At 68.8% G+C, this 16,967-nt stretch carries 15 protein-coding genes; 13 read left to right on the top strand and 2 right to left on the bottom strand.

Going from position 1 to position 16,967, the window contains the following annotated elements; translation table 11 throughout:
* The first annotated feature begins 6 nt into the window (after positions 1–6).
* The 8 genes from WIX39_RS06240 (at position 7) to WIX39_RS06205 (ending at position 10,970) form a co-directional block, all read left to right on the top strand.
* Positions 7–1,230 (top strand): DUF445 domain-containing protein, encoded by a 1,224-nt coding sequence (locus tag WIX39_RS06240; RefSeq protein WP_106936034.1) that lies wholly within the window; start codon positions 7–9, stop codon positions 1,228–1,230.
* Positions 1,231–1,370: 140 nt separating this feature from the next.
* Positions 1,371–3,083: a hypothetical protein gene (locus WIX39_RS06235; protein ID WP_409194679.1), complete on the top strand. Its 1,713-nt coding sequence runs from the start codon at positions 1,371–1,373 to the stop codon at positions 3,081–3,083.
* 134 nt (positions 3,084–3,217) lie between these two features.
* Positions 3,218–3,994, top strand: a complete 777-nt coding sequence (locus WIX39_RS06230) for an MHYT domain-containing protein (RefSeq protein WP_409194678.1) — start codon at positions 3,218–3,220, stop codon at positions 3,992–3,994.
* Positions 3,995–4,088: 94 nt separating this feature from the next.
* A complete protein-coding gene (locus tag WIX39_RS06225; protein ID WP_409194677.1) occupies positions 4,089–5,699 on the top strand; it encodes an acyl-CoA carboxylase subunit beta in 1,611 nt (536 codons plus the stop codon).
* Positions 5,696–7,648, top strand: a complete 1,953-nt coding sequence (locus tag WIX39_RS06220) for an acetyl/propionyl/methylcrotonyl-CoA carboxylase subunit alpha (RefSeq protein ID WP_409194676.1) — start codon at positions 5,696–5,698, stop codon at positions 7,646–7,648. The genes WIX39_RS06225 and WIX39_RS06220 overlap by 4 nt, the downstream gene beginning before the upstream one ends.
* Positions 7,649–7,697: 49 nt before the next feature.
* Positions 7,698–8,600, top strand: coding sequence for an SDR family oxidoreductase (locus tag WIX39_RS06215; RefSeq protein ID WP_106936039.1), 903 nt, complete (start codon positions 7,698–7,700; stop codon positions 8,598–8,600).
* Between the two features lie 26 nt (positions 8,601–8,626).
* Entirely contained in the window at positions 8,627–9,787 is a 1,161-nt protein-coding gene (locus WIX39_RS06210) for an acyl-CoA dehydrogenase family protein (protein WP_081270784.1), read from the top strand.
* 7 nt (positions 9,788–9,794) lie between these two features.
* A complete protein-coding gene (locus WIX39_RS06205; protein ID WP_106936040.1) occupies positions 9,795–10,970 on the top strand; it encodes an acyl-CoA dehydrogenase family protein in 1,176 nt (391 codons plus the stop codon).
* 23 nt (positions 10,971–10,993) lie between these two features.
* Here WIX39_RS06205 and WIX39_RS06200 read toward each other — a convergent pair whose 3' ends face one another.
* Positions 10,994–12,277 (bottom strand): DEAD/DEAH box helicase, encoded by a 1,284-nt coding sequence (locus WIX39_RS06200; protein ID WP_106936041.1) that lies wholly within the window; start codon positions 12,275–12,277, stop codon positions 10,994–10,996.
* A 48-nt stretch (positions 12,278–12,325) separates the two neighbouring features.
* On the opposite strand from WIX39_RS06200, the gene WIX39_RS06195 reads away from it, so the two are divergent.
* The 5 genes from WIX39_RS06195 to WIX39_RS06175 all read left to right on the top strand — a co-directional run bounded on the left by WIX39_RS06195 (position 12,326) and on the right by WIX39_RS06175 (position 15,756).
* Complete coding sequence (locus WIX39_RS06195) at positions 12,326–12,703, top strand: translation initiation factor Sui1 (protein WP_081270676.1); 378 nt, start codon at positions 12,326–12,328, stop codon at positions 12,701–12,703.
* A 15-nt stretch (positions 12,704–12,718) separates the two neighbouring features.
* Positions 12,719–12,955 carry a DUF3820 family protein gene (locus WIX39_RS06190; protein ID WP_081270675.1) on the top strand — a complete coding sequence of 79 codons (237 nt, stop codon included), beginning with the start codon at positions 12,719–12,721 and terminating at the stop codon, positions 12,953–12,955.
* A 180-nt stretch (positions 12,956–13,135) separates the two neighbouring features.
* Positions 13,136–13,543, top strand: coding sequence for an RNA recognition motif domain-containing protein (locus WIX39_RS06185; protein WP_081270674.1), 408 nt, complete (start codon positions 13,136–13,138; stop codon positions 13,541–13,543).
* A 199-nt stretch (positions 13,544–13,742) separates the two neighbouring features.
* The gene (locus WIX39_RS06180) at positions 13,743–14,231 is read left to right on the top strand and encodes a tripartite tricarboxylate transporter TctB family protein (RefSeq protein WP_081270673.1); all 489 of its coding nucleotides are present in this window, start codon (positions 13,743–13,745) and stop codon (positions 14,229–14,231) included.
* 13 nt (positions 14,232–14,244) lie between these two features.
* Positions 14,245–15,756, top strand: coding sequence for a tripartite tricarboxylate transporter permease (locus tag WIX39_RS06175; protein ID WP_081270672.1), 1,512 nt, complete (start codon positions 14,245–14,247; stop codon positions 15,754–15,756).
* Positions 15,757–15,887: 131 nt separating this feature from the next.
* On the opposite strand, the gene WIX39_RS06170 is transcribed toward WIX39_RS06175, so the two are convergent.
* Complete coding sequence (locus WIX39_RS06170) at positions 15,888–16,646, bottom strand: TSUP family transporter (protein ID WP_106936042.1); 759 nt, start codon at positions 16,644–16,646, stop codon at positions 15,888–15,890.
* Between the last annotated feature and the right edge of the window lie 321 nt (positions 16,647–16,967).

The raw sequence follows: 16,967 nt of genomic DNA, 5'->3' as shown, positions 1-16,967 counted from the left end.
CAGCAAATGAAGCGCATGGCACTGGGCCTGCTGTGCGGCGCCGCCGTGCTCTATGCGGTAGCCAGCGTGCTGCATGCGCAGCACCCCGCCTGGGGCTACGTCGCCGCGTTCGCCGAGGCCGCGATGGTCGGCGCCATCGCCGACTGGTTCGCGGTGGTGGCGCTGTTCCGCCATCCGCTGGGCCTGCCGATACCGCACACGGCCATCATCCCCAGCAACAAGGACCGCATCGGCGCCAAGCTCGCCGGTTTCATCTGCGACAACTTCCTGAGCACCGCGCAGGTGCTGGGCAAGCTGAGGGAATTCGACACGGCCGGCCGCATCGCCGGCTGGCTGGCCCGGCCCGAGAGCGGCCGGAAACTCGGCGAATGGGGCGTGGCCGCCACGCGCTACGGGCTCACCGCATTCGACGACGAACGGGTGCGCGACTTCATGGGCCGCGCCGCCGCCGCCGGCCTCGCGAAAATCGACCTTTCCCGCCTCACCGGCCAGGCGCTCGATGCGCTCACCGCGGGCGGGCGCCACCAGGCGCTGCTCGACGACGTGTTGCAGCAGGTGGCCGGCCTGCTCGAAGGCGAGGAGGTGCAGGCGCACATCACCGAAGCCATTGCGCGCGAGATCAAGACGCTGCGCTACGTGGGCCTCGACCAGGTGGCCGCCAAGCTGGCCACGCGCAAGATCGTGGCGGCCGTGGCGCACACCATCGGCGAACTGGCGGCCGAGCCCGACCACCCGATGCGCCGGCGCTTCGACCACTTCGTCGACGACTTCGTGGTGCGCCTGAAGCTCGACCCCGAGTTCCAGCAGCGCGGCGAGCAGATCCGCGCCGAACTCATCGCGCACCCGGCCCTCGGCGACTACCTGCACGGGCTTTGGGGCGAACTGCTCGCATGGCTGCACGACGACCTGGGGCGCGGCGACTCGACCATCGGCCAGCGCATCGCCTCGATGGCGGGTGCGCTGGGCACCCGGCTGCAAGGCGACGAAGCCATCCGCCGCTGGATCAACGAGCAGATCGAGGCCGCCGCGCCGCTGGCCATCGAGCGCTACCGCGAGGACATCCGCCGCTACATCGAGCAGCGCGTGGGCGAGTGGAACGCGCAGGAAATGACGGTGGAACTGGAGCGCCACATCGGGCGCGACCTGCAGTTCATCCGCATCAACGGCACGCTGGTGGGCGGGCTGGTGGGGCTGCTGATCCACACCGTCACGCAGCTGCTGCGCGGCTAGGCCGCGGCTGAATGGCGGCTGAAGCCCGCGGGTAATCCACAGCAAACGAAAGTCCGCATGCTGTCCCTGGCGCGACGCGGTGGACACGTTCGGCTCCTAGACTGTTTCGCGAATACAGAAACAGAAGAGGAGAAGAACCCATGCACCGCAGATACCTTCGCGCCGCCTTGCTGGCCGCACCCCTTGCCCTGCTGGCCGCCTGCGGCACGGTGATGCCGCCGGCCTCCGCGCCGCCCTCGTCGGCGCCGCCGACCGCATCGCCCGCACTGCCTCCGCCTGCGACGCCGCCCACGCGCCCCGCCGCCTGGGCCGCGCCCGAGGTGCTGGTCGCGCCGTCATCGTTCGCGGGCGTGCACGGCCTGGCGATCGACGCCAAGGGCCGGCTGCTCGCGGGCTCCGTGCTGGGCAACACGCTGTGGGAGGTCGACCGCGCCACCGGCGCCGCCAAGGTGCTCATCGACGCGCCCGAAGGCCAGGCCGACGACATCGCCGTCGGCCCGAACGGCGAACTGGCGTGGACCAACTACCTCATGGGCAAGCTGCGCTACCGCGAGCACGACGGCGCACCGCTGCGCGTGCTGGCCAGGGACCTGCCCGGCCTCAACTCGCTGGACTTCGACCGCCGCAACGGCAGGCTCTACGCCTCGCAGGTGTTCCTGGGCGACGCGCTATGGGAAATCGACCGCGCGGGCCAGAAGCCGCCACGGCTCATCAAGAAGGACATGGGCGGCTTCAACGGCTTCGAGGTCGGCCCCGACGGCATGCTCTACGGGCCGCTGTGGTTCAAGGGCCAGGTCGTGAAGATCGACCCGGCCGACGGCCGCATGGCGGTGATCGCGGACGGCTTCCAGGTGCCGGCCGCCGCCAACCTCGACGGGAAGGGCAACCTCTGGGTGGTGGATGCGCGCAGCGGCGAGCTGGTGCGGGTGGAACTGGCCAGCGGGCGCAAGACCGTGGCCAGGCAGTTGCGGCCTTCGCTCGACAACCTGGCCATCGCATCGGACGGCACGATCTACGTGTCGAACATGGCCAACAACGAGATCCAGGCCTTCGACCCCGCCGCCGGCGCGCTGCGCACGCTCACCAGCGGCAAGGTGGCGGTGCCGGCGGGCATGAAGATCGATGGCAACGACCTCTGGGTGGCCGACGTCTTCGGCTTCCGCCGGGTCGACGTGCGCACGGGCGAGGTGCAAGACGTGTTCCGCATGCAGCGCGACCCGGAGCTCGACTACCCGTTCGCGGTCGGCCTGTCGCCGAAGCTGTTCGCGCTGAGTTCGTGGTTCACCGGCTCGGTGCAGCTGGTGGACCGCCGCACGCTCAAGACAGTGGAAGTGATCCACGGCCTGAAGGCGCCGTTCGACGCAATTCCCATGCCGGACGGCAGCGTGATCTACGCCGAGATCGCCACCGGCGCCATCACCCACGCCAGCGGGCCGAAGTTTGCCGAGAAGTCAGTGCTTGCCAGCGGCCTGAGCGGCCCGGTGCAGATGGTGCTGGGCCAGGACGGCGCGCTCTACGTGACCGAGGCGGCCGGCAAGCTGCTGCGCATTCCGCTGGACGCCAGCGCGCCGCTGCGCACGGTGGCGGACGGGCTGGCGCTGCCCGAGGGCCTGGCGCAGACCCCCTGGGGCAGCTTCATCGTGGCCGAGAGCGCGGCGCGCCGGCTGGTCGAGATCGACCCGGCCGACGGCAGCCGGCGCACCGTCGCGGACAACCTGCCGATCGGCCTGGCACCCGGCCCGGGCCTGCCGCCGCCCTATGTGGTGACGGGCGTTGCCGTGGGCGCCGACGGCACCGTCTACATGGCGGCAGACCGCAACAACGCGATCTATCGAATCCGTGCCGCAAGGTAGGTAACAGAAGGTGTAATTTCCCTGTTTACTTTTTAAAACAATCATTACAAACTGATCGGGACGTCCCAGCGGCGTCCCGATCGCATCCGGTTGTCGGGAGTCTGCGAGGCGTTTTCTTCTTGAAAGGGAACTGCATGACTCCGCTTGTCGTAGGCCAATTGCTCTCGCCCGAATACACACCGGGCATGGTCGCCCTCTCCTTCCTGATCTCCTTCGCCGGCTCGCTGGTGGCGCTGATCTGCGCGCGGCGCATGATCGGGCCCGACGGCAAGCCCAACCTCGCGGTCGTGGCCTGCGCCGCCGTGGCGCTGGGCGGCATCGGCATCTGGTCGATGCACTTCATCGGCATGCTGGCGTACCGGCTGCCGGTGCCCGTCTCCTACAACATGCCGCTCACGGTGGTGTCGCTGGTGGCGGCCATCCTGATCTCGGGCATCGCGCTCTACATGGCCGGCGGACGGCGCCACTTCAGCCGCTCGGGCTGGCTGGCGGGCAGCCTGCTGGCCGGGCTCGGCGTGTGCGTGATGCACTACATGGGCATGTACGCCATGAACATGCGCGCATCGATTTCCTTCGACATCGCGACGGTGGCGCTGTCGGCGCTCATCGCCGTCACCGCCGCCGCCGCCGCGCTGTGGCTGGCATTCAACCTGCGCAGGTTCACGCACCAGGTCGCGGCCGCGGCGGTGATGGGCGTGGCGGTGTGCACCATGCACTACGTGGGCATGAGCGCGGCCAGCATGATCTGCACCGCGAGCGCACCCGCCGACGCACTGGCCATAGGCGGCAGTTCCATGGGCCTCATCGTGTTCGGCACTGCCGGCTCGGTGCTGATCTTCATCTACTGGGTGGTCACCGGCAGCAGCCTCGACACGCCGGTCGCCGCCGGGCGGCGCCCACGCCTGAACTGACGCGCCGGCCAACCAGCTAGTTGGCGCAAGCGGGCGCGAGGGCCCGCTTCTACAGTCCGTGCAGAACGAAAACACACGATCCGCACAGACTCTCATGCCCGTCATCGAATCCCGGCTGCACGCGGCCAGCGACACCTTCCAGGCCAACCGCACCGGCATGCTCGCGCTGCTCGACCAGGTGCGCGCACACGAGGCCCGCGCCGCGGCGGCGTCGGGCGCGTCGGCCGAGCGCTTCGCCAGGCGCGGGCAGCTGCTGCCGCGCGAACGCCTTGCGCTGCTGCTGGACACCGGCGCGCCCTTCCTGCCGCTGGCCACGCTCGCGGGACTGGGCCACGACAACGCCGACCTGTCGAAGAGCGTGCCCGGCGGCGGGCTGCTGTCGGGCATCGGCCAGGTGTCGGGCGTGCGCTGCATGGTCAACGCCTCCGACTCCGGCATCGACGCCGGCGCGCTGCAGCCCATGGGCCTGGACAAGCAGTTGCGCGTGCAGGAGATCGCGCTGGAGAACAAGCTGCCCTATGTGCAGCTGGTGGAAAGCGCCGGCGCCAACCTGATGCAGTACCGCGTGCAGGACTTCGTACGCGGCGGCAACATCTTCCGCAACCTCGCGCGGCTCTCGGCCGCCGGGCTGCCGGTGGTGACGGTGACGCACGGCTCCTCGACCGCCGGCGGCGCCTACCAGACCGGCCTGTCCGACTACATCGTGATGGTGCGCGACCGCACCCGCGCCTTCCTGGCGGGGCCGCCGCTGCTGAAGGCCGCCACCGGCGAGATCGCCACCGAGGAAGAACTGGGCGGCGCCGTGATGCACACCCACATCTCGGGCCTGGGCGACTACCTGGCCGAAGACGACCGCGACGCCATCCGCATCGCGCGCTCGATCCTCGGCGGCATCGACTGGGCGCGCCACGAAGCGCCGCGCCGGTTCGCGCCGCCGCGCTACGACGCCGAAGACCTGCTGGGCATCATGCCCAGCGACGGACGGCGGCCGGTGGACATGCGCGAGGTCATCGCGCGCATCGCCGACGGCTCGGAGTTCCTGGAGTTCAGCGAGCACTACGGCAGCGCCACCGTCTGCGGCCACATCCGGCTGGAAGGGCATGCGGTCGGCATCATCACCAACAACGGCCCGATCGACTCCGACGGCGCGACCAAGGCCACGCACTTCATCCAGGCCTGCTGCCAGTCGCGCACGCCCATCGTCTACCTGCAGAACATCACCGGCTACATGGTGGGCCGCGCGCACGAGGAGGCCGGCATCATCAAGCACGGCGCCAAGATGATCCAGGCCGTGACCAACGCCAGCGTGCCGCAGATCACGCTGCACTGCGGCGCCTCCTACGGCGCGGGCAACTACGGCATGTGCGGGCGGGGCTTCGCGCCGCGCTTCTGCTTCAGCTGGCCCAACGCGCGCACAGCGGTGATGGGCGGCGAGCAGGCCGCGAAGACCATGGCCATCGTCATGGAGGCGGGCATGGCGCGCAAGGGCGCCGTGGACCACGCGAAGATCGACGCGATGCAGCAGCAGGTCGTCGAGCGCTTCGACCGGCAGATGAGCGTCTTCACCACCAGCGCGCTGCTGCTGGACGACGGCGTGATCGACCCGCGCGACACCCGCGCGGTGCTGGCCGAGGTTCTCTCGGTATGCCGCGACGCCGATGCGCGCGTGCCGCAACCCATGCAGTTTTCGGTGGCCCGGCCATGAGCACGAACTTCCAGAAGATCCTTATCGCGAACCGCGGCGAGATCGCGGTTCGCGTGATGCGCAGCGCGCGTGCCATGTGCCGGCGCACCGTCGCCGTTTACTCCACCGCGGATGCCGACGCCGAGCATGTGCGGCAGGCCGACGAGGCGGTGTGGATCGGCGAATCGCTGCCAGCGCAGAGCTACCTGAACATCGCCGCCATCATCGACGCGGCACGCACGAGCGGCGCCGATGCGGTGCACCCGGGCTACGGCTTCCTGGCGGAGAACGCCGCGTTCGCGCAGGCCTGCCACGACGCCGGGCTGGTGTTCATCGGGCCTTCTCCGCAAGCCATTCGCGCGATGGGTGACAAGGCCGGCGCCAAGCGGCTGATGCAGGCGGCGGGTGTGCCGTGCATTCCGGGCTACCAGGGCGAAGACCAGGGCGCCGCAAGGCTCGCGGCGGAGGCCGCGCGCATCGGCTGGCCCGTGATGATCAAGGCGACCGCAGGGGGCGGCGGACGCGGCATGCGGCTGGTCGCTTCGGCCGAAGGCTTCGCCGATGCGCTGCAGAGCGCGCAGTCCGAGGCGCTCAACGCCTTCGGCGACGCGACCGTGATACTGGAGCGCGCCATCGTCGCGCCGCGCCACATCGAGATCCAGGTGTTCGCCGATCGCCACGGCCATGCGATCCACCTCGGCGAGCGCGACTGCTCGGTGCAGCGCCGGCATCAGAAGGTGATCGAGGAAGCGCCCTCGCCCGCGGTGTCCGAGGCGCTGCGCCAGCGCATGGGCGCGACCGCCGTCGCCGCCGCCAAGGCCATCGCCTACGAAGGCGCGGGCACGCTCGAATTCCTGCTCGACGCCGACGGCCAGTACTGGTTCATGGAAATGAACACGCGCCTGCAGGTGGAGCACCCGGTGACAGAGGCGGTGACGGGCCTGGACCTGGTCGAGCTGCAATTGCACGTGGCGGCCGGCGAGCCCCTGCCGCTCGCGCAGCAGGACGTGCGCATCGCCGGCCATGCCATCGAAGTGCGGCTGTGCGCCGAAGACCCGTTGCAGGGTTTCATGCCGCAGAGCGGCACGCTCGCCGCATGGCGGCCTTCGCCGGCACTGCGCACCGAGCATGCGCTGCGCGACGGCGCGGCGGTGCCGCCGTTCTACGACTCGATGGTCGCCAAGCTCGTGGCGCACGGCCGCACGCGCGACGAAGCCCGCCGCAAGCTGATCGCCGGCCTGGGCGACACCGTGGCGCTGGGCGTCGCGACCAACCAGCAGTTGCTGCAACGCGCGCTTTCGCACGAGGTGTTCGCCGGCGGCGGCGCGACGACCGCCTTCATTGCCGATCACCTCGATTCGCTGCTCGCGTCCGATGAGGCCGCCGACACGCAGGCCGCCTTGCTCGCCGCATTGCTGCTGCAACTGGGCGAGCGCGGCTGGCCCTCATCGCTCGCGCACACGCTGCCGAACGCGCTGCGCTTTTCGCTCGACGGCGTGGTGCACGCCGCCCGCGTGATGCCGTGCGGCGCGGGCCGCTTCGACATCGCGCTCGACGAATCCGCGCCGGCACAGGTCGCGTTGCTCGCGCTGCCCGGCGACGGCACGCTGCGCTTCTCTTGCGGCGGGCTCTCGGAGCAGGCCTTCGTCGTGCGCGACGCGGGCCGCGTGAGCTTCCATTTCCGCGGCCGGGCCTTCCAGCTCGACGACCTCACGCATGCCGCCGTCGCACGCGCCGATGCGGCGGACGGCGACGGCCTGCTGCGCGCATCGATGAACGGCCGCGTCATCGCGCTGCTCGCGGCCGAAGGCGACACCGTCGCCGCCGGGCAGCCGCTCGTCACGCTGGAGGCCATGAAGATGGAGCATGTGCATTGCGCCCCGCGCGCCGGCCGCGTCGCCGCGCTGCACGTGGCGGTGGGCGCGCAGGTCGCGGCCCGCCACGTGGTGGCGGAGATCGCCGACGCCTGACGAATAAACCGGCCGCAGCCCTTTGCGCAGTTTCAAGAAAGCATTTCGAATGAACGCCTCCCCTGCGAGCTACCGCTCCATCTTCACGCCCGGCCTGTTCGGCGGGCAGGTCATCGTGGTGACGGGCGGCGGCTCGGGCATCGGCCGGTGCACCGCGCACGAACTCGCATCGCTCGGCGCGCAGGTCGTGCTGGTCGGCCGCAAGCCCGAGAAGCTGGAAGCGGTGAAGGCCGAGATCGAGTCCGCCGGCGGCAAGGCCGCGACGCAGGCCTTCGACATCCGGCACGAAGACGCGGTGCGCGACGCCGTGCGCGCCATCGTCGCGGCGCACGGCCGCATCGACGGGCTGGTGAACAACGCGGGCGGCCAATACATCACGCCGCTGGCGGACATCTCGGCCAAGGGCTGGGAAGCGGTGATCCACACCAACCTCACGGGCGGCTTCCTTGTCGCGCGCGAGTGCTTCGTGCAGAGCATGCGCTCGCACGGCGGCGCCATCGTCAACATCGTGGCCGACATATGGGGGTCGATGCCCAACATGGGCCACAGCGGCGCGGCGCGCGCGGGCATGGTGAGCTTCACCGAGACCGCCGCGCTCGAATGGGCCGCGAACGGCGTGCGCGTGAACGCGGTGGCGCCGGGCTATATCGCCTCCAGCGGCATGGACCACTACCCGCCCGAGGCCGGCGACATGCTGCGCGCCATGCGCAAGACCGTGCCCGCGGGCCGCTTCGGCACCGAGGCCGAGACCTCCGCCGCCATCGCGTTCCTGCTGAGCCCCGCGGCCAGCTTCATCAGCGGCAGCGTGCTGCGCGTGGACGGCGCGCGGCCGCAGGTGCGCATGGGCTGGCCGATGGCGCTGCCGGACGCGCAGGCCCGGCAGCGCCCCGCGGTGAAGCCCTACGACGGATTCCACCTCGCGCAGACGCCGCGCGTGTTCCAGGACAAGTGAAGAACGAAAGACCGGAGACACACCTCATGCAGTACACGCACGAACACCTAGAGATCCAGAAAACGCTGCGCCGCTTCATCGACGAAGAAATCAACCCGCGCGTGGACGAATGGGAAGAAGCCGAGATCTTTCCCGCGCACGAAGTCTTCAAGAAGCTCGGCAACCTGGGCCTGCTGGGCCTGAACAAGCCCGAGGCCTTCGGCGGCGGCGGGCTCGACTATTCGTATGCGATGGCCATGGCGGAGGCGCTGGGCCACATCAGCTGCGGCGGCGTGCCGATGGCCATCGGCGTGCAGACCGACATGTGCACGCCGGCGCTCGCGCGCTTCGGCAGCGACGAACTGCGCCGCGAGTTCCTGGCGCCGGCCATCGCGGGAGACATGGTCGGCTGCATCGGCGTGAGCGAGCCCGGCGCTGGCAGCGACGTGGCGGGCCTGAAGAGCCATGCGCGCAAGGACGGCGGCGACTACCTCATCAGCGGCCAGAAGATGTGGATCACCAACAGCCTGCAGGCAGACTGGATGTGCATGCTGGTCAACACCAGCGACGGGCCGGTGCACCGCAACAAGTCGCTCGTGATGGTGCCGATGGACAGCCCCGGCATCGAGAAGGCGAAGAAGATCCGCAAGATCGGCATGAATTCGAGCGACACCGGGCTCATCTACTTCGACAACGTGCGCGTGCCGCAGCGCTACCGTGTGGGCGAGGAAGGCCAGGGCTTCGTCTACCAGATGCAGCAGTTCCAGGAAGAGCGGCTGTGGGCGGCGGCGAGTTCGCTGGAGCCGATGGAAGACTGCATCGCGCAGACCATCGAATGGGCGCAGCAGCGCAGCATGTTCGGCGCCACGCTGGCCGACCAGCAGTGGGTGCAGTTCAAGCTGGCCGAACTCAAGACCGAGGTGGAGGCGCTGCGCGCGCTCACCTACCGCGCCTGCGACCTGCATGTGCAGGGCCAGGACGTGCTCGAACTCGCGTCGATGGCCAAGCTCAAGACCGGCCGGCTCACGCGGCAGGTGGCCGACACCTGCCTGCAGTTCTGGGGCGGCATGGGCTTCACGCTGGAGAACCGCGTGTCGCGGCTGTACCGCGACGGCCGGCTGGGCTCCATCGGCGGCGGCGCGGACGAGGTGATGTTGGGCATCCTCGCGAAGACCATGGGCATCGCCAAGCGGCCGCCGCGCGGCTGAACACGGCATGGACGCCGAACTGCAGGCCGACCGCGCGGCGCTCGCCGACACCGTGCGGCGCTTCGCCGACAACGAGATCGCACCGAACGTGCAGGCGTGGGACGACGCGGGCGAGTTTCCGCGTGCGCTGTACGCGCGCGCCGCCGAACTGGGCCTGCTCGGGCTGGGCTACCCCGAAGCGCTGGGTGGCACGCCCGCCTCGTATGCGCTCAAGCTGCCGGCATGGGTCGCGCTCGCGCGCCACGGCAGGAGCGGCGGCGTGCTCGCGAGCCTGTTCTCGCACAACATCGGCCTGCCGCCGGTGGTGCTGCACGGCAGCGAAGCGGTGCGCCAGGAAGTGGTGCCGCCGGTGCTGCGCGGCGAGAAGATCGCGGCGCTGGCCATCACCGAGCCCGGCGGCGGCTCCGACGTGGCCGCGCTGCGCACCACGGCTCGGCGAGTCCCGGACGGCGATGGCGACCACTACGTGGTGAACGGCGAGAAGACTTTCATCACCTCGGGCATGCGCGCCGACTGGATCACCGTGGCGGCCCGCACCGGCGAAGGACGCGGCGCGGGCGGCATCTCGATGCTGCTGGTGCCGGGCGATGCACCGGGCCTCTCGCGCACGCGCCTGTCGAAGATGGGCTGGCTGTGCTCCGACACCGCCACGCTGCACTTCGACGACGTGCACGTGCCCGCGCGCTACCTTCTTGGGAACGAGGGCGAAGGCTTCCGCATGGTCATGGGCAACTTCAACGGCGAGCGCATCGGCCTCGCGGCGGGCGCGCTGGGCTTCGCGCAGGCCTGCCTCGACGAGGCGCTGGCCTGGGCGCGCGAACGCAGGGCTTTCGGTGCCGCGCTCATCGAACATCAGGCGGTACGCCACAAGCTGGTCGACATGCAGATGCGCATCGCCTCCACCGAGGCCTGGATCGAGGCGGTGTCGGCCGAGGGCGATGCGCTGGAGGCCGCCGGGCGCTTCAACGCCCCCGAATGGGTGGCGCAGATCTGCCTGCTGAAGAACCACGCCACGCAGACCATGCAGTTCTGCGCCGACCAGGCGGTGCAGATCCTGGGCGGCATGGGCTTCATGCGCGGCACGGTCAGCGAGCGCATCTACCGCGAGGTGAAGGTGATGATGATCGGCGGGGGTGCCGAGGACGTCATGAAGGAGCTGGCGGCGAGGCAGCTGGGCTGGTAGGGCCCCTGCTGCATCCTCTCTGTTCAGCCTTCGCTCTTGCCGCCGGCAGTGTCGCGTGCCGCGGCTTTCGCGGCCGCCGCGCGCAGCTTGTCCTTCTTGCTCGGCCGCTTGCCCTTGATGCCGCCCGTGCCCGAGGCGTCGACCACCGGCGGCGCCACCTCCGTCGGCTCGAAGCCCTCGACCTGCTCGCGCGGCAGGCTCAGGCCCTGGCGCTTCTCGATGAGGCGGAAGTGCGCCTCGCTCGCCGCGCTCACGAAGCTGATCGCCAGGCCGCTCTCGCCCGCGCGGCCGGTTCTGCCGATGCGGTGGATGTAGTCGGTCGGCGAGCGCGGCAGGTCGTAGTTGATGACCACCGGCAGCTGCGCGATGTCGATGCCGCGCGCGGCCAGGTCGGTGGCGATGACCACGTCCCAGCGGCTCTGCTTGAACTGCGCCAGGATGTCGGTTCGCGTGCCCTGCGCGATGTCGCCGTGGAAGGGCACGGCGTAGATGCCGTTCTTGTAGAGCTTCTCGGCCACGGTCTGCGCGGCATGCTGCGTGGCGACGAAGACCAGCACCCGGTCCCACTCGCCTTCGTGCTGCTTGAGCAGGTGCCGCAGCAGCTGCGTGCGGCGCGCGGCGTCGACCTCGATCACGCGCTGCACGATGTTGGGCTCGGTGCCGGGCTCGCCCTGCACGTCGATGACGGCGGGGTCGCGCAGCGTGGCGTCGGCCAGCGCCTGGATGGCAGGCGGGAAGGTGGCGGAGAACAGCAGGTTCTGGCGCTGCTTCGGCAGCATCGCGAGGATGCGGCCCAGCTCTTCGGCGAAGCCGAGGTCGAACAGGCGGTCGGCCTCGTCGAGCACCAGCGTGGCGACGGCGTCGAGCCGCAGCGCGTTGTGGTCGGCCAGGTCGAGCAGCCGGCCGGGGGTGGCGACGACGATGTCGGCGCCGCCGCGCAGGCTCATCATCTGCGGGTTGATCGACACGCCGCCGAAGGCGACGACGATCTTCAGCCGTTCGGGCAGGTGCTGCGCGAGGCTGCGCAGGGTCTCGCCGACCTGGGCCGCGAGTTCGCGCGTGGGCACCAGCACCAGGGCGCGCACGCGGCGCGAGGCGCCCTGCGCTCGCTCGGCGCCCAGGCGCTGCAGCAGCGGCAGGGAAAATGCGGCGGTCTTGCCGGAGCCGGTCTGCGCCGAGCCCCGCACGTCGCGGCCCTGCAGAATCGCGGGGATGGCCGCGGCCTGGATGGCGGTCGGTGCGGCATAGCCGCTTTCGGCGGCGGCGTGCACGAGCGCGGGGGCCAGGCCCAGTGAATCGAATGGCATGTGAGCAGACAGAGAGAGAAACCCGGTAACAGAGAAGAGATGGATCGAATGGCGACGACGAAAAGCAATCAGGCCGGCAGCACCCTGGTGTATTCCACCGAGGCGGGCGGACGCATGTGCCCCGGCTGCGGGGCGCCGGTGGCGCAGTGCCGCTGCAAGGAACTCAAGGCGCGCCTGCCGGCCACTGACGGCATTGTGCGTGTATCGCACGAGACCAAGGGACGCAAAGGCAAGGGCGTGACGGTGGTCAAGGGCGTCGCGCTCGATGCCGCGGGGCTCACGGCGCTGGGCAAGCAGCTGAAAACGGCCTGCGGCTCGGGCGGCACGGTGAAGGACGGCGTGATCGAGATCCAGGGCGACCACCGCGAACTGGTGATCGCGGCGCTCGTGAAGCAGGGCCACACGGTCAAGCGCGCCGGCGGCTAGAACGGGAAACCGCCGATGAACCCCGAAGACCTGCAGCGGCTCGTGACGCTCCAAATGCCTTTCGGCAAGCACAAGGGCACGCTGATTGCCGATTTGCCCGGAAATTACCTGACCTGGTTTGCACGCGAGGGTTTTCCCTCAGGAGAAATTGGCCGGCTGCTCGCCTTGATGCATGAAATAGACCACAACGGGCTCTCGGACCTGCTCAAACCGTTGCGAAACCGCCCGTCGCCTCGCGATGTTTCTCAATAACACACGAATTTCCCACCCTTTTTGCAATTGGGCTGGATAATCCGGCTTACGTGTCTGTGAGCTTCGTCTCCCGTGCACGTATTTTGGTGATCGGTCAGTTTCGCGCCACAGCGCATTTTGTTTGTTGTGATTCTGGGACTCCATCGCTTTGTCTTGTTGGTTTGAATTAGGAGTCCCTCAATGGGCAAGAAACTCTACGTAGGCAACCTCGCCTACTCCGTGCGTGACAACGACCTGGAACAGGCTTTCGGCGAGTTCGGCTCGATCGTCAGCGCCAAGGTCATGATGGAACGTGACACCGGCCGTTCGAAGGGCTTCGGCTTCGTCGAAATGGGTTCGGATGCTGAAGCACTCTCCGCTATCGAAGCCATGAACGGCCACTCGCTGCAGGGCCGCGCCCTGACGGTGAACGAAGCCCGTCCGATGGAAGCTCGTCCCCCCCGCACCGGCGGTGGCGGCGGCTACGGTGGTGGTGGCGGCGGTGGCGGCTACGGCGGTGGTGGTGGCGGCTACGGCGGCGGCGGCGGTGGCCGCAGCGGTGGTGGCGGCGGCTACGGCGGCGGCGGCGGTGGCCGCGGCGGCTACTAAGCCCTCACCCGCACTCCGAGAGCTCCGGCTCTCTGAATGAAAAGAAAGCTCCTTCGGGAGCTTTTTTCGTTTCAGGGCGAGCGAAGCCGGCCGGGACAACCCTTGCCCTGCGGTACGCATTTGTTCGTACCGTGCCGGTCAGCCAACGGTCAGGCCCGCGGAACGACCCTCGTCTCTCCATAACAAGAGGAGAGAGACAGTGCGCATCAAGAGCCAGGCAGACTTCTTTTCAGGAGTCATGTTCACCACCGTGGGGGGCGCATTCGCGATCGGCGCGACGACCTACACCGTCGGCAACGGCGCCCGCATGGGCCCCGGCTACTTCCCGTTGATGCTCGGCATCCTGCTGGCCGTCCTCGGGATCATCATCATGTTCCAGGCGATGGTGGTGGAGACCACCGACGGCGACCCGATCGGCAAATGGGCCTGGAAGCCGCTGGCCTTCGTGCTCGGCGCCAACCTGGCCTTCGGCGTGCTGCTGGGCGGCCTGCCCAGCATCGGCGTGCCGGCCATGGGCATGATCATCGCGATCTACGCGCTCACGATCATCTCGAGCATGGCGGGCGAGCACTTCAAGCTGCGCGACGTGCTGGTTCTCGCGACCATCCTGGCGGCCGGCAGCTATGTGGCCTTCATCTGGGCGCTGAAACTCCAGATCCAGGTCTGGCCCACATTCATTTCGGGCTGAGGAGAGAAACACCATGGACCTGATCCACAACCTCTCCATCGGTTTCGGCGTTGCCTTCACCTTCACCAACCTGCTGTACTGCCTGGTCGGCTGCATCCTGGGCACGCTGATCGGCGTGCTTCCCGGCATCGGCCCGGTCGCGACCATCGCGATGCTGCTGCCCGCCACCTATGCGCTGCCCCCCGTGTCGGCGCTGATCATGCTGGCCGGCATCTACTACGGCGCGCAGTACGGCGGTTCCACCACCGCCATCCTGGTGAACCTGCCGGGCGAGTCTTCGTCGGTGGTCACTTGCATCGACGGCTACCAGATGGCCAGGCAGGGCCGCGCGGGTCCGGCGCTGGCCGCGGCGGGCCTGGGCTCGTTCTTCGCGGGCTGCGTGGGCACGCTGATCCTGGCTGCCTTCGCGCCGCCGCTGACCGAACTGGCCTTCAAGTTCGGCCCGGCCGAGTATTTCTCGCTGATGGTGCTGGGCCTGATCGGCGCGGTGGTGCTGGCTTCGGGCTCGCTGATCAAGGCGGTGGCCATGATCGTGCTGGGCCTGCTGCTGGGCATCGTCGGCACCGACGTGAACTCCGGCGTGGCGCGCTACAGCTTCGACATTCCGGAACTCACCGACGGCATCGGCTTCGTGGTCATCGCCATGGGCGTGTTCGGCTACGGCGAAATCATCGGCAACCTCTCGCAGCCGGACGACGAGCGCGAAGTGTTCACGCACAAGGTCAAGGGCCTGTGGCCGACCAAGGACGACTTCAAGCGCATGCTGCCCGCGGTGCTGCGCGGCACTGCGCTGGGTTCGGCACTGGGCATCCTGCCTGGCGGCGGCGCGCTGCTGGCCTCATTCGCCTCTTATGCGCTGGAGAAGAAGATCAAGATGCGCCCCGGCGAAGTGCCCTTCGGCAAGGGCAACATCCGCGGCGTGGCGTCGCCAGAATCGGCCAACAACGCCGGCGCGCAGACCTCCTTCATCCCGCTGCTGACGCTGGGCATTCCGCCCAACGCGGTGATGGCGCTGATGGTGGGTGCCATGACGATCCACAACATCCAGCCGGGCCCGCAGGTGATGACCAGCAACCCCGAGCTGTTCTGGGGCCTGATCGCCTCGATGTGGATCGGCAACGCGATGCTGATCATCCTGAACCTGCCGCTGATCGGCATGTGGATCAAGCTGCTGACGGTGCCCTACAAGTTCCTGTTCCCGGCCATCGTGCTGTTCTGCGCCATCGGCGTGTACTCGACCAATAACAACACCTTCGACGTGTGGATGGTGGCGGCCTTCGGCTTCATCGGCTACCTGTTCATCAAGCTGCGCACCGAGCCGGCGCCGCTGCTGCTGGGCTTCATCCTGGGCCCGATGATGGAAGAGAACCTGCGGCGCGCGCTGCTGCTGTCGCGCGGCGCATGGAGCGTGTTCGTCACGCGGCCGCTGTCCGCCGGGCTGCTGGTGGCTGCCGTGGCGCTGCTGGGCATCGTGCTGCTCCCGGCCATCAAGGCCAAGCGCGAGGAAGCCTTCGTCGAGGAATAGGCTCGCCCCCAGGCTGCGCGGCACTTCGTGTCCGCTGCGCCTTCCCCCTGCCGGGGGCAACACCTGCGGCCCGGCAGAGCCGGTTCCGCGGTGTTCCTGAATGGAGAAAGGCCCGGGGTTCCGGGCCTTTCTCATTTGAGGAACGCGTCGTAGGCGGTCTTGAGGATCAGCGCGCTCACCACCACGATGAACACCACCCGCACGAAGCCCGCGCCGTGCTTCAGCGCCACGCGGGTGCCCAGCAGGCTGCCCGCCACGTTGGCGACCGCCATCACCAGCCCGTAGTGCCACCAGACGTGGCCCTTGGCGGCCAGCAATATCAGCGCGGCGGCGTTGGTCAGGGTGTTGATGATCTTGGCCGAGGCCGAGGCGTTGAGGAAGTCATAGCCCATCCAGCGCACGAACAGGAACACCAGGAAGCTGCCGGCGCCCGGGCCGAAGAAGCCGTCGTAGAACCCGATCGACAGGCCGATGGTGCAGGCCGCCAGCGTCTCGGCGCGGCCGCTGAAGCGCGGCGCATGCAGCCGGCCCATGTCCTTGCGCGCCAGCGTGTAGAGCAGCACGCCCAGCAGGATGACCGGCAGCGCGCGGCGCAGGAAGTCGCCCGGAAACAGCGTGACGCCCCAGGCGCCCAGCATCGAGCCGACGAAACCGAGCAGCGCGGCCGGCCACAGGGCGCCCCAGCGCATCTTCACCCGCTGGCTGAACTGCGCGGCGGCGGCGGCCGTGCCCCATATCGACGCACTCTTGTTGGTGCCCAGCAGCGTGGCCGGTGGTGCGCCCGGGAACACGGCAAACAATGCCGGCACCAGGATCAGCCCGCCTCCGCCCACGATCGAATCGACAAAACCCGCGAGCAGCGAGGCGCCCGTCACCACCAGCATTTCCATAGGGGACGGATTCTCTCACCGGGGTAACGCTATCAAAAAAGTAGCAGGAGACGACGGCGCTTCAAGCCGCGCGGGCATAAAAAAGGCGCCGACCAGCGGCGCCTTTCAAACTCAAACACGGCATCTCGTACGGAGCCTTTGAAGCATTTTTTTCTAGTTGCTTGGAAACTGTCTCCTCGGACCCTCGGCAGCACGAGCAGGGCCCGTTCGCGAGTGGCGTGACTTTAGGGCGTGCACCGGCCCAGTGCATTAGGAATTACCCGCTTTGCATTAAGTCGGAAGGTAGATTCGCAAACCAAAGTGTTTCTGCTGGTTAACGAT

The sequence above is a fragment of the Variovorax sp. AB1(2024) genome, from assembly GCF_037482385.2.
GTDB lineage: Bacteria > Pseudomonadota > Gammaproteobacteria > Burkholderiales > Burkholderiaceae_C > Variovorax.
The sequence above is the reverse complement of the archived record's forward strand: the minus strand, read 5'-3'. Positions and strand labels throughout refer to the sequence as shown.